The sequence below is a fragment of the Nocardia sp. bgisy118 genome (genome assembly GCF_057708605.1).
On the sequence record NZ_JBYISM010000012.1, the window covers coordinates 167,265 to 183,389 of the forward strand.

Sequence of the window (16,125 nt, forward strand, 5' to 3'; positions counted from 1 at the left end):
CGATGCCCCGCAGGACAAACGAGGAGTGTGCTATCTCAGCTGGTCGAGCCATTGTCGTTGTTTTTCGTCCGGTTGCTACCGGGACCCCTCGACGCGCTGGACAAGTCGGAGGTCCGGTCAGCCGGTGACGGGGCGATTCGAGATCAGATCCAGGGCGATGTCGACGATCATGTCCTCCTGACCGCCGACCAGTCCGCGGCGGCCGACTTCGAGTAGCAGCGCGCGAGCATCGATGCCGTAGCGTGTCGCCGCGTTCTCCGCGTGCCGGAGGAACGAGGAATACACGCCGGCGTATCCAAGGGTCAGGGTCTCGCGGTCGACCTGCACCGGCCGGTCCCGGAGTGGGCGTACCAGATCGTCGGCGGCGTCCTGGAGCGCGAATAGGTCGCAATCGTGTTGCCAGCCTTGCAGTTCGGCGACCGCGACGAATGGCTCGATCGGGCAGTTGCCCGCCCCCGCGCCTTGACCGGCCAGCGAGGCGTCGACGCGGGTCGCGCCCTCCTCGACAGCGACGACGCTGTTGGCCACCGCCAGCGATAGATTCTCGTGAGCGTGGATGCCGATCTGGGTGTCGGGCGCGAGCACGTCGCGATAGGCGCGGAGCCGCTCGCGCACACCGTCCATGGTCAGCCGCCCGCCCGAGTCGGTGACGTAAACGCACTGTGCGCCATAGGATTCCATCAGCGCCGCCTGTGCGGCCAGCTGCGCGGGCGCGGCCATGTGGCTCATCATGAGGAACCCGGAAACATCCATGCCCAGTTCGCGGGCGGTGGCGATGTGCTGTGCGGCGATATCGGCCTCGGTGCAGTGGGTGGCGATCCGAACCGACCGCACGCCGAGCTCGTAGGCGCGCCGCAAATCGGCGATGGTGCCGATACCCGGCAACAGCAGCGTGGTCAGCACGGACTTCCGCACGGCCGCGGCGGCGGCCTCGAGCCACTGCCAGTCGGTGTGACTGCCAGGCCCGTAGTTGACCGAACCGCCCGCCAACCCGTCACCGTGCGCGACCTCGATCGCGTCGACCCCCGCCGCGTCCAGCGCCGACACGATCGCGCCGACATCACCGGGCGAAATGCGGTGGCGGATGGCGTGCATCCCGTCGCGCAGGGTCACATCCTGGATGTAGAGCCGCCGGGTCATCGGTCCACCTCGATTCCAGCCCGCGCCGGGCCGATCGCCGCGACCGCGTCGCGACCTGCGATGCGTTCGGCCACGCGCAGCGCCGCCGAGGTCATGATGTCGAGATTGCCCGCGTACGCGGGCAGATAGTGGGCCGCGCCCTCCACCTCGAGGAACACCGACACCTGGGTGAGCGGGCCGAGGCCCGGCGGGACCAGGGTGTGCACGTCCTCGGCGACCGAGGCGAATTGCACCTGCTGCTTGAGCCGGTATCCGGGCACGTACTGCGCGACCCTGTCGGCCATCTCGGCGACCGAGGCCGCGATCGCCTCACGGTCGGCGTCGCCGATGAGACAGAACACGGTGTCGCGCATGATCAGGGGCGGTTCGGCCGGATTGAGGACGATGATCGCCTTGCCGCGCGCCGCACCGCCGACCGATTCGATGGCGCGCGACGTGGTTTCGGTGAACTCGTCGATATTGGCGCGCGTGCCGGGTCCCGCGGACTTCGAGGCGATCGAGGCCACGATCTCGGCGTAGTGCACCGGGGTCACGGCCGCGACGGCGGCCACGATCGGAATGGTGGCTTGACCGCCGCAGGTGACCATGTTGACGTTGTCGCTGCCGTCGTCGAGCAGCCGGTCGAGATTGACCGGCGGGACCACGAACGGGCCGATCGCGGCGGGGGTGAGGTCGATGAGCTTCTTGCCGAAGGAACGGAGCTTCTCGGCGTTCGCGACATGGGCTTTGGCCGAGGTGGCGTCGAAGACGATGTCGATCTCGTCGAAGTTCGGCAGTGCGATCAGGCCGTCGACACCATCGGCCGTCGTCGGAATGCCGAGGCGGCGGGCCCGGGCGAGCCCGTCGGAACCGGGGTCGATGCCGACCATCGCGCCCACGCGCAGGGTGTCGGACAGCCGCAGCACCTTGAGCATCAGATCGGTGCCGATGTTTCCGGAACCGATGATTGCCACCGAGGTCGTGGTGGATTCGGACACGTTCATGAGAACTCTTTCGGGGAGAAGACGGCATCGACGGATCCGAGCGGCTCGATCTCGGCGCGGACGCGCGCACCCGGCGGCGCGGGCGCCATCGGACCCAGTGCGCCCGACAGCACGACCTGCCCGGCGCGCAGCGGATCCCCGTACGCGCGAGCGGCATCGGCGAGCCAGGCCAGCGCCAGCAGCGGATCGCCGAGGCACGCCGCGCCCGCGCCCTCCGAGACGAGCACGTCGTCGGCGAACATGCGCATGGTCACCGCCCTGGGCTGGAACTCCGCCAGGGTCAGGCGATCTCGGCCGAGCACGTACAGACCACTCGAGGCGTTGTCGGCGATGGTGTCGGTGATGGTGATGTCCCAGTCGGCGATGCGGCTGTCGACGATCTCGATCGCGGCGACGGCGTAGTCGACCGCCGCGCGAACCCGCTCGAGGCTCAGCTCGCCGTCGGCGAGATCGGCGCCGAGCACGAACGCGACTTCGGCTTCGGCCTTGGGTTGCAGCAGACGATCGGAGGGCACCGCGGGCAGCGAGCTGACATCCATGTCGTCGAACAGGACGCCGAAATCGGGTTGATCGACCCCGAGCTGGCGCTGGACGGCCGGTGCGGTCAGCCCGATCTTGCGCCCGACGATCCGCGCGCCGGACGCGAGGCGGCGGCGCGTGCCTTCGGCCTGCACGGCATAGGCACCCGGCACATCCCCGGCGGGGATCAGATCGCGGATCGACGCTGTGGGACAACCGGATTCGCTTGCCTGCGCCAAGAGCTCGGCCGCCTGCCGGATGCCGGGGGTCGCGACTCGACTGGTGTTCATGAAGCCTCCTGTCGGCGGCCGGTCGCGGTGGTGACGGCGAATCCGGCGATCCACTCGGGAATGGCCTCGTAGAAGCGGTAACCGAGTTCGTAGTCGCCGGACGCGGCGAGCGCGGCGTAGGCCGCGATCCAGGTCCGCACCTCGTGCGCGGATCCACCGCCCTCGCGTCCCATCCATTCGACGGTCCAGTCGTCGAAGGCCGCGAGATCGTTGTGCTGCAACAGATCCAGCAGCTGGTTGTCCCACTCGGGATTGATGGGGATCATGCCGGTCGATCCGGCCGCGTAGGCGCGGCCTGCCTCGACCACGCGGCCCTCGCCCTTGGCGCGCTGTTCCGGTGTCGGTGGATGTCCCTCGATCAGCGCGTCGGCCACCCGCGGCGGAGCGCCGGCGAGCACCGGCACCGGCGGGTCGTGGGAGAGCCCGCCCGACCCGAGGAACAGCACGCGACGATCGAGTTCCGCGGCGGCTTGGCCGATCGCGGTGCCCAGTGCGCGCACCCGGGCGACCGGGCCGAGGGGAGTGGCGACACCGTTGACGAACACCGGGACCACCGGAACCCGGTCGATCCCGCCGAACAGCATCTCCAGCGGCTGCGCGAAACCATGATCGACGGTCATGCGCGCCGACACTGTGAGGTCGATCCTGCGGGCGAGCACCCCGGCGGCCAACTGCTCGGCGGCGGCGGTGTCGACCGTCAACGGCCCAGCGGCGGAATCGAAGTCGCCGACCGCGTGCGCCGCGGTGGCCAGACAGAACGGGGGCATCTCCCGGTAGAAGAATCCGTTGTAGTGATCGGGTGCGAACAGCACCACCAGCTCGGGGTCGAAGGTGCGGACGAACTCGCGTGCGATGGCGATGGCGTGATCGACCCGGGCGAGAACCTCGGGTGCGGGATCGTTCTTGCCGATCAAGGGTGAATGGGACAGGCCGACGGCTGCCGCGGTCATAGCTGACTCCTGAGGATCGCCGTGCGTCACGGCTGCGGGGCGGAGGGATGGACGACGACCTTGCCGGTGAGGGTGCCGTCGATCATGAGCTGGAAGCCCTTGTGAATGTCGGTGAGCGGCATGGTCCGATCGATCACCGGTCGCACCCCGGTGGCTTCCATCATGCGCAGCATCGCCACCAGCTCGGCGCGCGTACACCCGGTGGAACCGAGGATGCGCTGTTGCAGATAGAAGACCCGGTTGAGCGCCGCGGACGGATCTCCACCGCTGGTCGCGCCCGCCACCACCACCGCGCCGCCGGGCCGCAGCGACTTCAGCGAATGTTCCCAGGTGGCCGCGCCGACGGTTTCGATGACGACGTCGACGCGTTCGGGCAGCCGCTCTCCGGTCGGCACCGCCAGTCGCGCACCCCATCGCACGGCCGCGGTGCGTTTGCCGGCGCTGCGGCTGGTCGCGTACACCACCGCACCCGCGGCGGCGGCGAGCGAGATCGCGGCCGAGGCGACACCGCCACCGGCGCCTTGCACCAGAACCCGGTCGCCAGGCTTGATCTCGGCCTTGGTGAACAGCATTCGGTAGGCGGTGGTCCAGGCGACCGGCAGGCATGCGGCTTCGTCGAACGACAGCCAATCCGGCTTCGGGATCAGATTGCGGCGCGGCACCGCGACGTACTCGGCGAACGTGCCGTCGTAGCGTTCCGACATCAGGGCCCGCGCCGGATCGAGCGTCTCGTCCCCGCCGCCCGCGTCGGAATCGGCGATGACCGGATGCACGATTACGGGGTTGCCGTCGCTGTCGTGGCCTGCCGCGTCGCAACCGAGCACGATGGGCAGCCGGTCGGCGGGATGGCCGACTCCGCGCAGGGTCCACAGATCGTGCATGTTCAACGACGTCGCCGCGACCCGCACCAGCGTCCAACCCGGTTGCGGCTGCGGGATTTCGACATCGTGCACCACCAGACCCGACAGTGGGTCGGTAGCGCTCTGGGAGATGGCTTGTGCAGCGAGCATGCCGCCACCGTCGCCCGAACAGGGCGGTCGAGAACAGTCGTCGTGCCGTCCTGCGGAACGGTTGCTGGATAAGGCAGGCGTTCGGCGGCTTTGCTGATCGGCATGACCTCCACCATCGAACCCACGTCCGGTCGCGACGCGGCGTGCGCGGCCCCGTGCGGTGCGCTGCGACGCCCCGCGGACCTGGTCCGCACCGTCGATGTCTCGGGCCTGGTCGACGCCGAGGGCGGTCTGCTCGATCGCGCGATCTTCACCGACGAGCAGCTCTACCGACAGGAAATGCGCCGGGTGTTCGCGCCGAGTTGGCTGTTTCTGGCGCACGCCGAGCAATTCCGCAGACCGGGCGACTTCTTCACCACGTTCATGGGCGAAGACCCGGTGATCGTGACGATGGACAAGAACAAGCGCATTCGGGCCTATCTGAATTCGTGCCGCCATCGCGGCGCTCGCGTGTGCCGCGCCGATTTCGGCACAACCCGCAATTTCACCTGCACCTATCACGGCTGGGCCTACGACCTGGACGGGCGGCTGGTGTCGATCCCCAATCGCGAGGGCTACCCGGATTCCTTCGACGCCGACCAGTGGGGGCTGGTCGAGGTGCCCCATGTCGAGTCCTATCGCGGCCTGGTCTTCGGCACCTGGCATCCGCGGCCGATGAGCCTGCGCGAATACCTCGGTGAGATGGCCTGGTACATGGACGCGATGCTCGACCACGACGACGCGGGCACCACGGTCGTCGGCGGCGTGCACAAATGGGTGCTCGAAGGCAATTGGAAGCTGGCCGCCGAACAGTTCGCCACCGACTGGTACCACGTCAACAGCAGCCACGCGTCGGCGCTGATGGTGCTGTCGCCGACCAAGAATCCCAAGACCGAGGTCGTGCATCGCAGCGGCCGCCAGTACGTCGGGCAGAACGGGCACGGCGCGGGGTTCCCGGTGCATCCGAAGAACCGCTTCAACGCCAAGACGGTGCACGAATGGACCGACTACGACGCGTTGCGCGCGCGGTTGGGCGATGCGCGCGTGGAGGGTCCGCTCACCGACGGCCACGCCACGGTGTTCCCGAACTTCTCCTACCTTCCGGTGATCGGCACCGTCCGGGTCTGGCATCCCAAAGGACCCGATCGCATGGAGGTCTGGTCGTGGACGGTGGTCGACAAGTCGATGCCCGAGGAAGTCCGTGAAGCACAGCGGCTGTACAACCTGCGCACCTTCGGACCCAGCGGCATCTTCGAGCAGGACGACGGCGAGAACTGGAGCGAGGTGCAGGCCATCTCGCACGGCTTCATCACCAATCGCGTCCCGTTGAACTACCAGATGGGCATGGGTTCCGAGCGGGACGACGGCCGCCATCCCGGCCGGACCAGCGAGCTCTACAGTGACGCGGCAGGGCGCGCGTTCTACGGCCGCTGGCGGGACCTGATGAACACCCCCGCCTGGCACGAGGAGGAAATTCGTTGAACACCACCGGAATCCGGGTCGCGGCACTCGACGACATCCCCATCGGCGAAGGCATCGCGATCGACAGGTCGATCACCGGCACCGCGGACCACATCGCGCTGCTGCGCGACGACGACGGCGCGGTCTACGCGTTGAACGACACCTGCCCGCACGAGGTCGCTTCCCTGGCCGAGGGCTGGGTGGAGGGCGGATTCGTCGAATGCTCGATGCACGCCAGCAAATTCTGTTTGAAAAGCGGTGCGGTGCAGAGCCTTCCGGCGACAGAGGACGCGCGCACCCATCGTGTCGAGGTGCGTGACGACGAGGTGTTCGTCTTCCCGGGTGAGACACCGTGACCGCCGTCGCGATCGTCGGTGGCGGTATCGCCGGAGTGAGCACCGCGGCGGCGCTGCGCTCGGGTGGATTCGTCGGCGACATCACCCTCGTCGACGCGGGAGAGTTCCCCTACGATCGGCCGCCGCTGTCCAAGGACTTCCTGACCGGCGCGAAGACGCTGACCGACATCGCATTACAGCGTCCGGGCTGGTACGACGACAACAAAGTACGCCTGATCACGCGGCGGACGGTGACCGCGTTGCGGCCGGGCACCGGACAGGTCGAGCTGTCCGACGGGACGGCGGTGACGGCCGATCGCGTCGTGCTGGCGACCGGCGGCCGAGCGGTGCGCCCACCTGTCCCCGGCGTGCAGAGCGAGCGGGTCCACGTGCTGCGCACCGCCGAGGACGCGCTACGCCTGCGTGCGCAGTTGCAGCCCGGAGCGCGCGTGCTCGTGGTCGGCGCCGGATTGATCGGGGCCGAAGTCGCGTCCACCGCAGTCGATCTGGGCTGCGCGGTGACGCTGGTCGATCCGGTGCGCCCACCGCTCGCGGCGGCCGTGGGGCCGATGACGGCCGACTGGCTGCACCGTCAGCACGCCCGGCGCGGCATCGTCACCATGCGGACCTCGGTGCGGTCACTGCTCGACGATTCGGGCCTGATCCATGCCGACTTGGCCGACGACCGCGGCAGCCACACCTTCGATCTGGTCGTCCTCGGCGTCGGCATGGCCCCCGACACCGCGATGGCCGTCGCGGCCGGACTCGACGTCGATCGCGGAATCCTCGTCGACCACACCCGCACCACGAGCAACCCCGCGGTGCTTGCGGTCGGTGACGCCGCGCGCGTGCGCCGCGACGGGATCGCCCTACCGCGGGCCGAGCACTGGGAAGCGGCCCAGCAGGACGGGGTCCGCGCCGCGGCCACGATCCTCGGCATCGATCCACCCGCCGACGGCGCGCCGTGGTTCTGGACCGACCGCCACGGCGTGCACGTCGAAGTGGTGGGTGCGATGGCCGAAGCCGAGAACGCGGTCTTCCGAGGCGTTTTCGGTGAGCCGCCGTTCTGCGCCTTCGGGCTGTCGGGGGATCGGGTCGTCGCGGCGGTCGCGGTGGGCGATTCGACCGCGGCGCGTGCCGCGCGTCGCCTGATCGACCGCGCCGTCGCGGTGCACCCCGAGCAATTGACCGACACCGCAGTCGACCTCAAGCGGCTGGTGCGCGGATGAGCCGCCCGCGCGCCCTCATCGAGAAGGGATACCCGACGCCGTGAGCACCATCACCGCACCCGGTGTCAGAGCCGACCGCGACATCCACTTCGAGGTGGAGCAGTTCTACTACCTGGAAGCCGAGCTACTCGACGACGGGAGGTTCGCCGACTGGCTCGACCTGCTCGCCGACGACCTCGACTACTGGATGCCCACGCGTACCAACCGATTACGACGCCAGCAGGCGCTGTCGGTCGCCGCCCGCGGCGAGGCCGCCTATTACGACGAGACCAAGGACAGTCTGGCCTGGCGGATTCGGCGCTTCGATTCCGGAATGGCATGGGCCGAGGACCCGCCGTCGCGGACCCGCCACCTGGTGACCAATGTCGTCGCACACCACGTGGATCCGACCGAGCATCCCGGATTCACACCGCGGGACCTGCTGGTGCGGTCGGCGTTCCTGGTCTACCGCAACCGCCTGGAGCACGAGGAGAACGTCTTCGCCGGTCGGCGTACCGACGTCCTTCGTCGCCGCGGTGACGGCCTGCTGGTCGCCCGCCGCAGCATTCTGCTGGACCAGAACGTTCTGCGCGCCAAGAACATTTCCACATTCTTCTGATCCCGAAAGGCACAGCCATGTCCGCCCCTTCCAGCCTCGACCACACACCACTGACGTTCACCCGTCACACGATCGCCACCACCGCCGGGTCGATAGCCGTCACCGAGGTCGGCGCCGGGCCCGCGCTGGTGATGCTGCACGGCGGCGGCCCCGGCGCCTCCGGCGTCAGCAACTATCACCAGAACCTGCCCGCGCTCGCCCAGCGATTTCGGGTGATCCTGCCCGACCAACCGGGATTCGGCGACAGCTACCGCCCGACCGAGGTCGATCTCGACCGGCACTCGATCACCGAGATCGCGGTGACCGCTCTCTTCGAGGCACTGGACCGACTCGAGGTGCGACGTTTCCACCTGCTCGGCAACAGCCTCGGCGGCGCGGCCGCGATCGCGATGGCGCAGACCCAACCCGACCGTATCTCGGGCCTGGTGCTCATGGCCCCCGGCGGTGGCTGGCTGCCCTTCGGACCCACCCCGACCGAAGGGCAGAAGGAGATGTTCCGCTACTACAACGGCGGCGGGCCGAGCGAGAAGAAGATGGCCGCCTTCATCCGCACCATGGTCTTCGACCACAAACAGTTCGGGCAGGACGTGGTCAAGGCCCGCTACGAGGCCTCGCTGGAGCAGAGCCACATCGATTTCTATCACCGGTACAACGCCGCGTTCGGCAAACGGCACGGAATGGACCCGCTGTGGCGGGATCTGCACAAGATCACCGCACCCACCCTGCTGCTGTGGGGCCGTGACGATCGGACCATCACCCTCGACGGCGCCCAGATCATGCTCCGCAACATTCGCGACGTTCAGATGCACATCTTCGGATCCTGCGGACACTGGGTGCAGCTCGAGCGTGCCCGTGAATTCGAGCGCCTGGTCGGTGATTTCCTGGGAGAGCTGTCGTGACGGGCTGGCTCGAGGGATACGTCGCCCTGGTCACCGGAGGCGGATCCGGAATCGGGCGTGCCGTCGCCGAGCGGTTCCTCGCCGAGGGAGCCTCGGTCACCGTCCTCGGCAGAGACCTCGACCGGCTGGAGAAGGTCGTCGCCGACAGCGCCGATCCCGAACGGATGCACGCGGTCGAAGCCGACGTGCGCGATTCGGGGCAACTGCACGACGCGGTCGCCGAAACCGTCTCCCGTTTCGGCAAACTCGACACCCTCGTGGCCAACGCGGGCATCTGGGACTTCCAGCGTCAGCTCACCCGGCTGACCCCCGCCGAGCTGTCGGACACCTTCGACGAACTGTTCGCCGTCAACGTCAAGGGGTACCTGCTGGCCGCCGAGGCGGCCTGGCGTGCCCTGGTCGAGACCCGCGGCAGCATCGTGATGACGCTGTCGAACGCCTCCTTCCACGTCAACGGCGGTGGACCCGTCTACACCGCGAGCAAGCACGCCTGCCTGGGCCTGATGCGTGAACTGGCCTACGAACTCGCACCCAAGGTCCGCGTCAACGGCGTGGCATGCGGCGGCATGAACACCGACCTGCGCGGCCCGGAATCGCTTGCCATGCACGGCCGTTCCCTGGCCGATTCCTTTGCCGAACGGCCCGCGAACGCCGCGCCCCCGCCGATCCCTCTGCACGACTCCAGCGTCGACCCCCGCGATTTCACCGCGGCATACGTGCTGCTCGCCTCCCGCGAACAGAGCGGACCCATCACCGGCCAGGCGTTGGCGGTCGACGGCGGCATCGGCGTCCGTGGCTTCGCGACGCCCGCCGGCGGCGACCACTTGTGAATCGCTGGTCGAAAGCACCGACCCGGCGAGGTCGAGCCGCGGGCTGGTCCGAATTCACCGCCGCGCTGTCCATCGCCGGGCCTGCCCTTCATCTGGACGCCGACCGTATCGAACCGGTGCTTGGCGGACCTGCGCGGCGTCACGAGCCTGATCCGACCATGTCGGTGGACCGAGTGTGTTCGACGCCACCGACGGCGTAGATTGTGTGTATCCCGAGGTTACTCACAAGTAGGAGGCAAGGATGCCCGCGCCGGAAGCCGGAGTCTTCGACCGTCTGAGCGCGCTCGCCGCGATCGACGATCACGAAGCTCACTCGCGCAAGACGATCGCCGAGACGTTCACCGGCAAGCCGCTCGGCTCGGTGCCGGTCGGCACCGCGGAGGACGTGGCGTCGGCATTCGCGAAGGCCAGGTCCGCGCAGGCGCGCTGGGCCGCCCGCCCCGCCGCGGAGCGCGCCGCGGTGTTCGAGCGTTTCCGCGCGCTGATCATCGCCGAGCGCGAATCCCTGATGGACGTCATCCAGGCCGAGACCGGCAAGGCGCGCTGGGCGGCCCAGGAAGAGATCATGGGCATGATGTTCGCGGCCCGCTACTTCGCCAGGGTCGCGCCCGGACTGCTGCGGCCGCGGAACGTGCCCGGCGCCTTCCCCGTGCTGAACCGCGCCGCGGTGCACACCCAGCCCAAGGGCGTGGTCGGCGTGATCTCGCCGTGGAACTACCCGATGGTGCTGTCCATCGGCGACTCGATACCCGCTCTCCTCGCGGGCAACGCGGTGGTGGTCAAGCCCGACAGCCAGACCCCGTACTCCGCGCTGGCCGCCGCCGAGCTGCTCTACCGTGCGGGCCTGCCGCGCGACCTGCTCGCCGTGGTGCCCGGCCCCGGCTCGGTGGTCGGCACCGCCATCGTGGACGCCTGCGACTACCTGATGTTCACCGGCTCCTCGGCCACCGGCCGGGCGCTGGCCGAACAGTGCGGGCGCAGGCTCATCGGCTTCTCGGCCGAGCTGGGTGGCAAGAACCCGATGATCGTCACCCGCGGCGCGAACCTGGACAAGGCCGCCAAGGCCGCGGTGCGCGCGTGCTTCTCCAACGCGGGTCAGCTGTGTATCTCGATCGAGCGCCTCTATGTCGAGAAGGCGGTCGCCGACGAGTTCACCGCGAAGTTCGTCGCCGCGGTGCAGGGCGCGAAACTGGGCGCGGCCTACGACAATTCGGCCGACATCGGCAGCCTCATCTCCGAGGCGCAGCTGGAGACGGTCACCAAGCACGTCGCCGACGCCACCTCGAAGGGCGCCAAGGTGCTCGCGGGCGGCAAGGCGCGCCCCGACCTGGGCCCGCTGTTCTTCGAGCCGACGGTGCTCGCCGACGTGACCGACGAGATGGAGTGCGGTCGCAACGAGACCTTCGGCCCGCTGGTGTCGATCTACCCGGTCGACTCGGCGGAGGACGCCATCCGGCTGGCCAACGACACCGAATACGGCCTCAATGCCAGCGTGTGGGCGGAGAGCAAGTCGGCGGGCGAGAAGATCGCGCAGCGACTGCATGCCGGCACCGTGTGCGTCGACGAGGGCTACGCCCCGGCGTGGGGCACCACCGCGGCCCCGATGGGCGGCATGGGCATCTCCGGCGTCGGGCGCAGGCACGGCGCGGACGGCCTGCTGAAGTTCACCGAGCCGCAGACGGTCGTGGTCACCAGGTTCATGAATCTGGATCCGCCGCCGATGGTTTCGCACGACCTGTGGCAGCGCTTCCTGATGCTCGTCGCGCGCAGCCTCCGGTTCCTGCCCGGCCGCTGATCCGCGCACGGCCTGCCGGTGTCGCCAACTGGTGAGGTCGCCTATTCATCTGTCGCAGATTCGCGCCCCGGACGACGCCCGTCTGAACCACAGCTCCGGACTGACGGGTGTGCATGCCGGAACAGCTCTGTGTTGGTTTGCAGGCGCGGGCTTGTTCGGCGGTGATCCCGACGACCGGGGCGGGCATCTGTTGGACGTGCTGGCGCATTGCCGATGTCCGGCCCGGAACATTCGGAACGCCAAGGACTTTCAGCAGGCCGCCCAGCGTCTCCGGATACATCGGTTGTCCTGCCCGCCGGCTGATCCGGCTACCGGGGCAGTGATCAGGCGTCGAGAGGCGCATACCACTGCGCGTTGCGCAGCAGGATCCGCGTGCGGGGGTTGCCGTCCCACTCCACATCGAGGCCGTGCTTCTCCAGGCGTGGTACCGCGTCATCGGTGATCACGGTGTTGAGATCGGCCAGGTAGGCGGCCTCTTTGTCGGCTTCGGACAGTTGCGAATACGCCTCTTGGTCGAAGTCCGCCGGCGGGAACAAGCCGTAGTTCAAGTACACATAGCCGCTGTCGACGAGTGTCTCGGTGTCCTGCTGGTGGAAGAAGACGTAGCCGCGCCAGTGCCGGGAGCCGTTCATTTCGCTACCGATCTCGGCGGTACCACACGTGCCGCAGCAGGTGAAGTTTTGCCGGGCGAGGATGCCGGCCTCGTTCAGCTCCCCAAAAGCTCGATCGAGGTTGGTGCCGGTCTGCTCCGGCGTCCACTGCGCCTGCTGCTCGATGCGGGCTTCGCGGGCCGTCTCGAACGCCGCGTAGAGCCGGTCGCCGGTGAGATCCCAGCCCTCCTGCTCGGCATCGACGAATTCGTCTGCATCGGCATTGCCCGCCACCAGCCACGACCAGATTTTCTCGGTCAGCGCCTGCTCGTCGGCGGGGTCCAAGCCGTATCCGGTGAGGGCGAAACCGGCGGGCATCTCGTTGTAGGGCCACAACGTCACGGTGGCGGAGCGTAACACGCAGACGACGTGGCAGACGGCGATGTGGTGCGGTACAGAGGGAGGGACATGGTCCGGATGGAGCCGTAAACGGCGCTGCACGCGGACAATCTGCCTGTCATCGCCCTGGATCGGTACCGGGCCAGGGGAACATTTTTCCAATCTCCGGAGTGACTGATCGGTCGATAGTGGTGTTCACCTCGGGTGCGGTCGGCGAGCCGAACGCAACTCGAACCCCTTACCCCGATAGACGACGAGAGGACACGTGTCGTGATCGATATGGAAACCTCAGCGCAAAGTGCTGGAGAGCAGTCAGCGGCGATGAGACTGCTGCTGGCTTGCGGTGTCGTTGCTCCGCTGCTCAACATTGTTGTCATTCTCGTCCTCGGGGCTGTACGCCCTGACTACAACGCCTGGGTAGTCCCCGACAGCAACCTCGAACTGGGGCCTGGTGGGTGGATGCAAGTAACCAACTACATCGTCACCGGAACGCTCCTGCTCGCTTTTGCCATCGGGATGAGGCTGCTTCTGCGTACAGGACGTGGTTCCAGCTGGGGGCCCATCCTGCTCGGCATCTATGGCTTCACCTTCGTCGCCATCGGGCCTGTCCTTCCCGACCCGTCGCTAGGTTACCCACCAGGAGCGTCCGAAGCGCTAACCATTCACGGCGCCATTCATAGTCTCTTAGGTCTGGTTCAGTTCACTTCGCTGACTGCGGCTTGCTTCGTGTTGGCACGGCGCGATGAGGCGCTCGAAAGTCGGGCCTGGTCCTGGTATTCGGTTGCCACTGGCCTGCTGGTCGTCACCTCTTATGTCGCCTTCGTCCTCACCGCCAAATTGGTAGACGGGGGACCAGCAGGGCTCATTGAACGAATTGGGATCATTGCCGGCGGCATGTGGGTTGCCTTATTGGCGATCCGCCTGATGAGCAGACCAGTTCCACGCGTGTCGGTCGAATGAATGGGTCTGTCAGAACTCAGGTTCCTGGCAGCTACGCGATATCCGCCCACTTTTCGGCCGGTCGGCGGCCCCCTGCCGCCGGAATTCGACCGCGTCTTCGGGGCCCTGGCCGGCTCGGTCTGCGGTCGAGCCGGCCAGATCCCCGTCGCCGGCTCTCAGGTGAGCCGGTCGGCACCGGTGGGCGGCGGCGGGCCTGCCGCCAATGCCGCCGCTTCCTCGTCGGTGAGCAGCCGGGACCGGATGAGGAAACGCACGCCGAGGGGCGCCTCGAGCGAGAAGCCGCTCCCGCGCCCCGACACCACGTCCACGGTGAGGTGCGTGTGTTTCCACAGCTGGAACTGATCGGCGCTCATCCAGAATTCGGTGTGCCACGGTAGCTGCCCCAGCAGCACGTCGGCGGCACCGACCCGGAATTCGCGGGCCGGGAAGCACATGGGCGAGCTGCCGTCGCAGCATCCGCCGGACTGATGGAACCGCACCGGCCCGTGGTGTTCTATCAACCGGCGCAGCACCACTCGCGCCGCGTCGGTCATGCCGACGCGATGAACCCGGTTCTGCATGAGAGTGATCCGATTCCGCATCAGAAGAATCCGAGCTTGGTAGGGGAGTAGCTCACCAGCAGGTTCTTGGTCTGCTGGTAGTGGTCGAGCATCATCTTGTGGTTCTCCCTGCCGATCCCGGACTTCTTGTATCCGCCGAAGGCGGCGTGCGCGGGATAGGCGTGATAGCAGTTGGTCCACACCCGGCCCGCTTTGATCGCCCGGCCCATCCGGTAGGCGGTGGCGCCGTCCCTGGTCCACACGCCCGCGCCGAGGCCGTAGAGGGTGTCGTTGGCGATCCGGACCGCTTCGTCGACGGTGTCGAAGCGGGTCACCGCGACCACGGGTCCGAAGATCTCCTCCTGGAAGACGCGCATGGTGTTGTCGCCCTCCAGAATGGTGGGCTGAATGTAGTACCCGCCGGGCAGTCCGTCCACCTTGCGTGCTTCCCCTCCGCTGAGTACGCGGGCGCCCTCCTGCCTGCCGATGTCGATATAGGACAGGATCTTCTCGTACTGATCGTTGCTGGCTTGGGCTCCGATCATGGTGGCGTCGTCGAGCGGGTGCCCGCCCTCGATGGCCGCGGTCCGCTCCAGGCAGCGAGCCAGGAACTCGTCGTAGATGGACGAGTGGATCAGCGCGCGCGACGGGCAGGTGCACACCTCGCCCTGGTTGAGCGCGAACATCACGAAGCCTTCGACGGCCTTGTCCAGGAACGCGTCGTCGTCGGCCATGACATCCGGCAGGAAGATGTTGGGGCTCTTGCCGCCCAGTTCCAGGCTGACCGGGACGATGTTCTCGCTGGCGTACTGCATGATGAGCCGCCCGGTGGTGGTCTCGCCGGTGAACGCGATCTTCGCGACCCGCGGACTGGTGGCCAGCGGTTTGCCCGCCTCGACGCCGAAACCGTTGACCACGTTCAGGACTCCGGGCGGCAGCAGATCGGCGATCAACTCCACCACGAGCAGGATCGAGGCGGGCGTCTGCTCGGCGGGCTTGAGCACCACGCAGTTCCCCGCGGCCAGGGCGGGCGCGAGTTTCCACGCGGCCATCAGGATCGGGAAGTTCCATGGAATGATCTGCCCGACCACGCCGAGCGGCTCGTGGAAGTGGTAGGCGACGGTGTCGGCGTCGATCTGGGAGATGCCGCCCTCCTGGGCGCGGATGACGCCGGCGAAGTAGCGGAAATGGTCGACCGCCAAAGGCAGGTCGGCGGCCAGGGTTTCGCGGACCGGTTTGCCGTTGTCCCAGGTTTCGGCGACCGCGAGCGGCTCGAGGCTGTTCTCGATGCGCGCGGCGATCTCGAGGAGAATGTTCGCGCGCACGGTCGGCGAGGTCGCGGCCCACGCCTCGGCCGCGTGATGGGCGGCCTCCAGCGCCATATCGATGTCGGCGGCGCTGGAACGGGCTACAGAGCAGAAGGTTTCCCCGTCGACCGGGGAGGGATTGTCGAAGTAGCGGCCCTCGATCGGAGCGGCCCAGTCGCCTCCGATGAAGTTGTCGTAGCGGGTGGCGTAACCGACTATGGCGGCGTCGGAACCCGGTTTGGCGTAGATCATCGCAATCACTCCTCGCGCGAAAGCCATCGACGCACGCCACTATGAACGGCGAAGGTTGGC

General features: G+C 67.9%; 16 protein-coding genes. 8 read left to right on the forward strand and 8 right to left on the reverse strand.

Translation table 11 applies throughout. From position 1 onward, the window contains the following. Positions 1-117: 117 nt before the first annotated feature. From dmpG to AC3EO7_RS17415, 5 genes are read right to left on the reverse strand one after another with little or no spacing between them, the layout of a single operon-like run. Complete coding sequence (gene dmpG, locus AC3EO7_RS17395; RefSeq protein WP_435591753.1) at positions 118-1,140, reverse strand: 4-hydroxy-2-oxovalerate aldolase; 1,023 nt, start codon at positions 1,138-1,140, stop codon at positions 118-120. Beyond that, positions 1,137-2,123 carry an acetaldehyde dehydrogenase (acetylating) gene (locus AC3EO7_RS17400; RefSeq protein WP_435591754.1) on the reverse strand — a complete coding sequence of 329 codons (987 nt, stop codon included), beginning with the start codon at positions 2,121-2,123 and terminating at the stop codon, positions 1,137-1,139. The genes dmpG and AC3EO7_RS17400 overlap by 4 nt, the downstream gene beginning before the upstream one ends. Next, positions 2,120-2,932 (reverse strand): 2-keto-4-pentenoate hydratase, encoded by an 813-nt coding sequence (locus AC3EO7_RS17405; protein WP_435591755.1) that lies wholly within the window; start codon positions 2,930-2,932, stop codon positions 2,120-2,122. The genes AC3EO7_RS17400 and AC3EO7_RS17405 overlap by 4 nt, the downstream gene beginning before the upstream one ends. Next, on the reverse strand, positions 2,929-3,882 hold the full coding sequence (locus tag AC3EO7_RS17410; protein WP_435591756.1) for a 3-carboxyethylcatechol 2,3-dioxygenase: 954 nt from the start codon (positions 3,880-3,882) through the stop codon (positions 2,929-2,931). Before AC3EO7_RS17410 ends, AC3EO7_RS17405 begins: the two co-directional genes overlap by 4 nt. A gap of 26 nt (positions 3,883-3,908) precedes the next feature. Continuing rightward, entirely contained in the window at positions 3,909-4,892 is a 984-nt protein-coding gene (locus tag AC3EO7_RS17415; RefSeq protein ID WP_435591757.1) for a zinc-binding dehydrogenase, read from the reverse strand. Positions 4,893-5,180: 288 nt separating this feature from the next. Here AC3EO7_RS17415 and AC3EO7_RS17420 point away from each other — a divergent pair, with 288 nt between their 5' ends. The 7 genes from AC3EO7_RS17420 (at position 5,181) to AC3EO7_RS17450 (ending at position 12,018) form a co-directional block, all read left to right on the forward strand. Next, on the forward strand, positions 5,181-6,353 hold the full coding sequence (locus tag AC3EO7_RS17420) for an aromatic ring-hydroxylating dioxygenase subunit alpha (RefSeq protein WP_431970221.1): 1,173 nt from the start codon (positions 5,181-5,183) through the stop codon (positions 6,351-6,353). After that, positions 6,350-6,688 carry a non-heme iron oxygenase ferredoxin subunit gene (locus AC3EO7_RS17425; RefSeq protein WP_435591758.1) on the forward strand — a complete coding sequence of 113 codons (339 nt, stop codon included), beginning with the start codon at positions 6,350-6,352 and terminating at the stop codon, positions 6,686-6,688. Before AC3EO7_RS17420 ends, AC3EO7_RS17425 begins: the two co-directional genes overlap by 4 nt. Then, entirely contained in the window at positions 6,685-7,896 is a 1,212-nt protein-coding gene (locus AC3EO7_RS17430) for an NAD(P)/FAD-dependent oxidoreductase (RefSeq protein ID WP_435591759.1), read from the forward strand. Before AC3EO7_RS17425 ends, AC3EO7_RS17430 begins: the two co-directional genes overlap by 4 nt. Before the next feature lie 40 nt (positions 7,897-7,936). Next, positions 7,937-8,494 (forward strand): 3-phenylpropionate/cinnamic acid dioxygenase subunit beta, encoded by a 558-nt coding sequence (locus AC3EO7_RS17435; protein WP_431970072.1) that lies wholly within the window; start codon positions 7,937-7,939, stop codon positions 8,492-8,494. A 17-nt stretch (positions 8,495-8,511) separates the two neighbouring features. Continuing rightward, entirely contained in the window at positions 8,512-9,393 is an 882-nt protein-coding gene (locus AC3EO7_RS17440; protein ID WP_435591760.1) for an alpha/beta fold hydrolase, read from the forward strand. Further along, positions 9,390-10,223, forward strand: a complete 834-nt coding sequence (locus tag AC3EO7_RS17445) for an SDR family NAD(P)-dependent oxidoreductase (protein WP_435591761.1) — start codon at positions 9,390-9,392, stop codon at positions 10,221-10,223. The genes AC3EO7_RS17440 and AC3EO7_RS17445 overlap by 4 nt, the downstream gene beginning before the upstream one ends. A gap of 241 nt (positions 10,224-10,464) precedes the next feature. Then, positions 10,465-12,018, forward strand: a complete 1,554-nt coding sequence (locus AC3EO7_RS17450) for a succinic semialdehyde dehydrogenase (RefSeq protein WP_435591762.1) — start codon at positions 10,465-10,467, stop codon at positions 12,016-12,018. A gap of 323 nt (positions 12,019-12,341) precedes the next feature. Here the strand turns inward: AC3EO7_RS17450 and AC3EO7_RS17455 are convergent, their stop codons facing one another. Beyond that, positions 12,342-13,010 (reverse strand): DUF6891 domain-containing protein, encoded by a 669-nt coding sequence (locus AC3EO7_RS17455; RefSeq protein ID WP_431970068.1) that lies wholly within the window; start codon positions 13,008-13,010, stop codon positions 12,342-12,344. Between the two features lie 276 nt (positions 13,011-13,286). On the opposite strand from AC3EO7_RS17455, the gene AC3EO7_RS17460 reads away from it, so the two are divergent. Then, the gene (locus AC3EO7_RS17460; RefSeq protein WP_435591778.1) at positions 13,287-13,967 is read left to right on the forward strand and encodes a DUF998 domain-containing protein; all 681 of its coding nucleotides are present in this window, start codon (positions 13,287-13,289) and stop codon (positions 13,965-13,967) included. Positions 13,968-14,122: 155 nt separating this feature from the next. Here the strand turns inward: AC3EO7_RS17460 and AC3EO7_RS17465 are convergent, their stop codons facing one another. Both AC3EO7_RS17465 and exaC read right to left on the reverse strand, forming a co-directional pair. Beyond that, entirely contained in the window at positions 14,123-14,527 is a 405-nt protein-coding gene (locus tag AC3EO7_RS17465; protein ID WP_431970067.1) for a DUF779 domain-containing protein, read from the reverse strand. Positions 14,528-14,547: 20 nt separating this feature from the next. After that, a complete protein-coding gene (gene exaC, locus AC3EO7_RS17470) occupies positions 14,548-16,065 on the reverse strand; it encodes an acetaldehyde dehydrogenase ExaC (RefSeq protein WP_431970066.1) in 1,518 nt (505 codons plus the stop codon). Between the last annotated feature and the right edge of the window lie 60 nt (positions 16,066-16,125).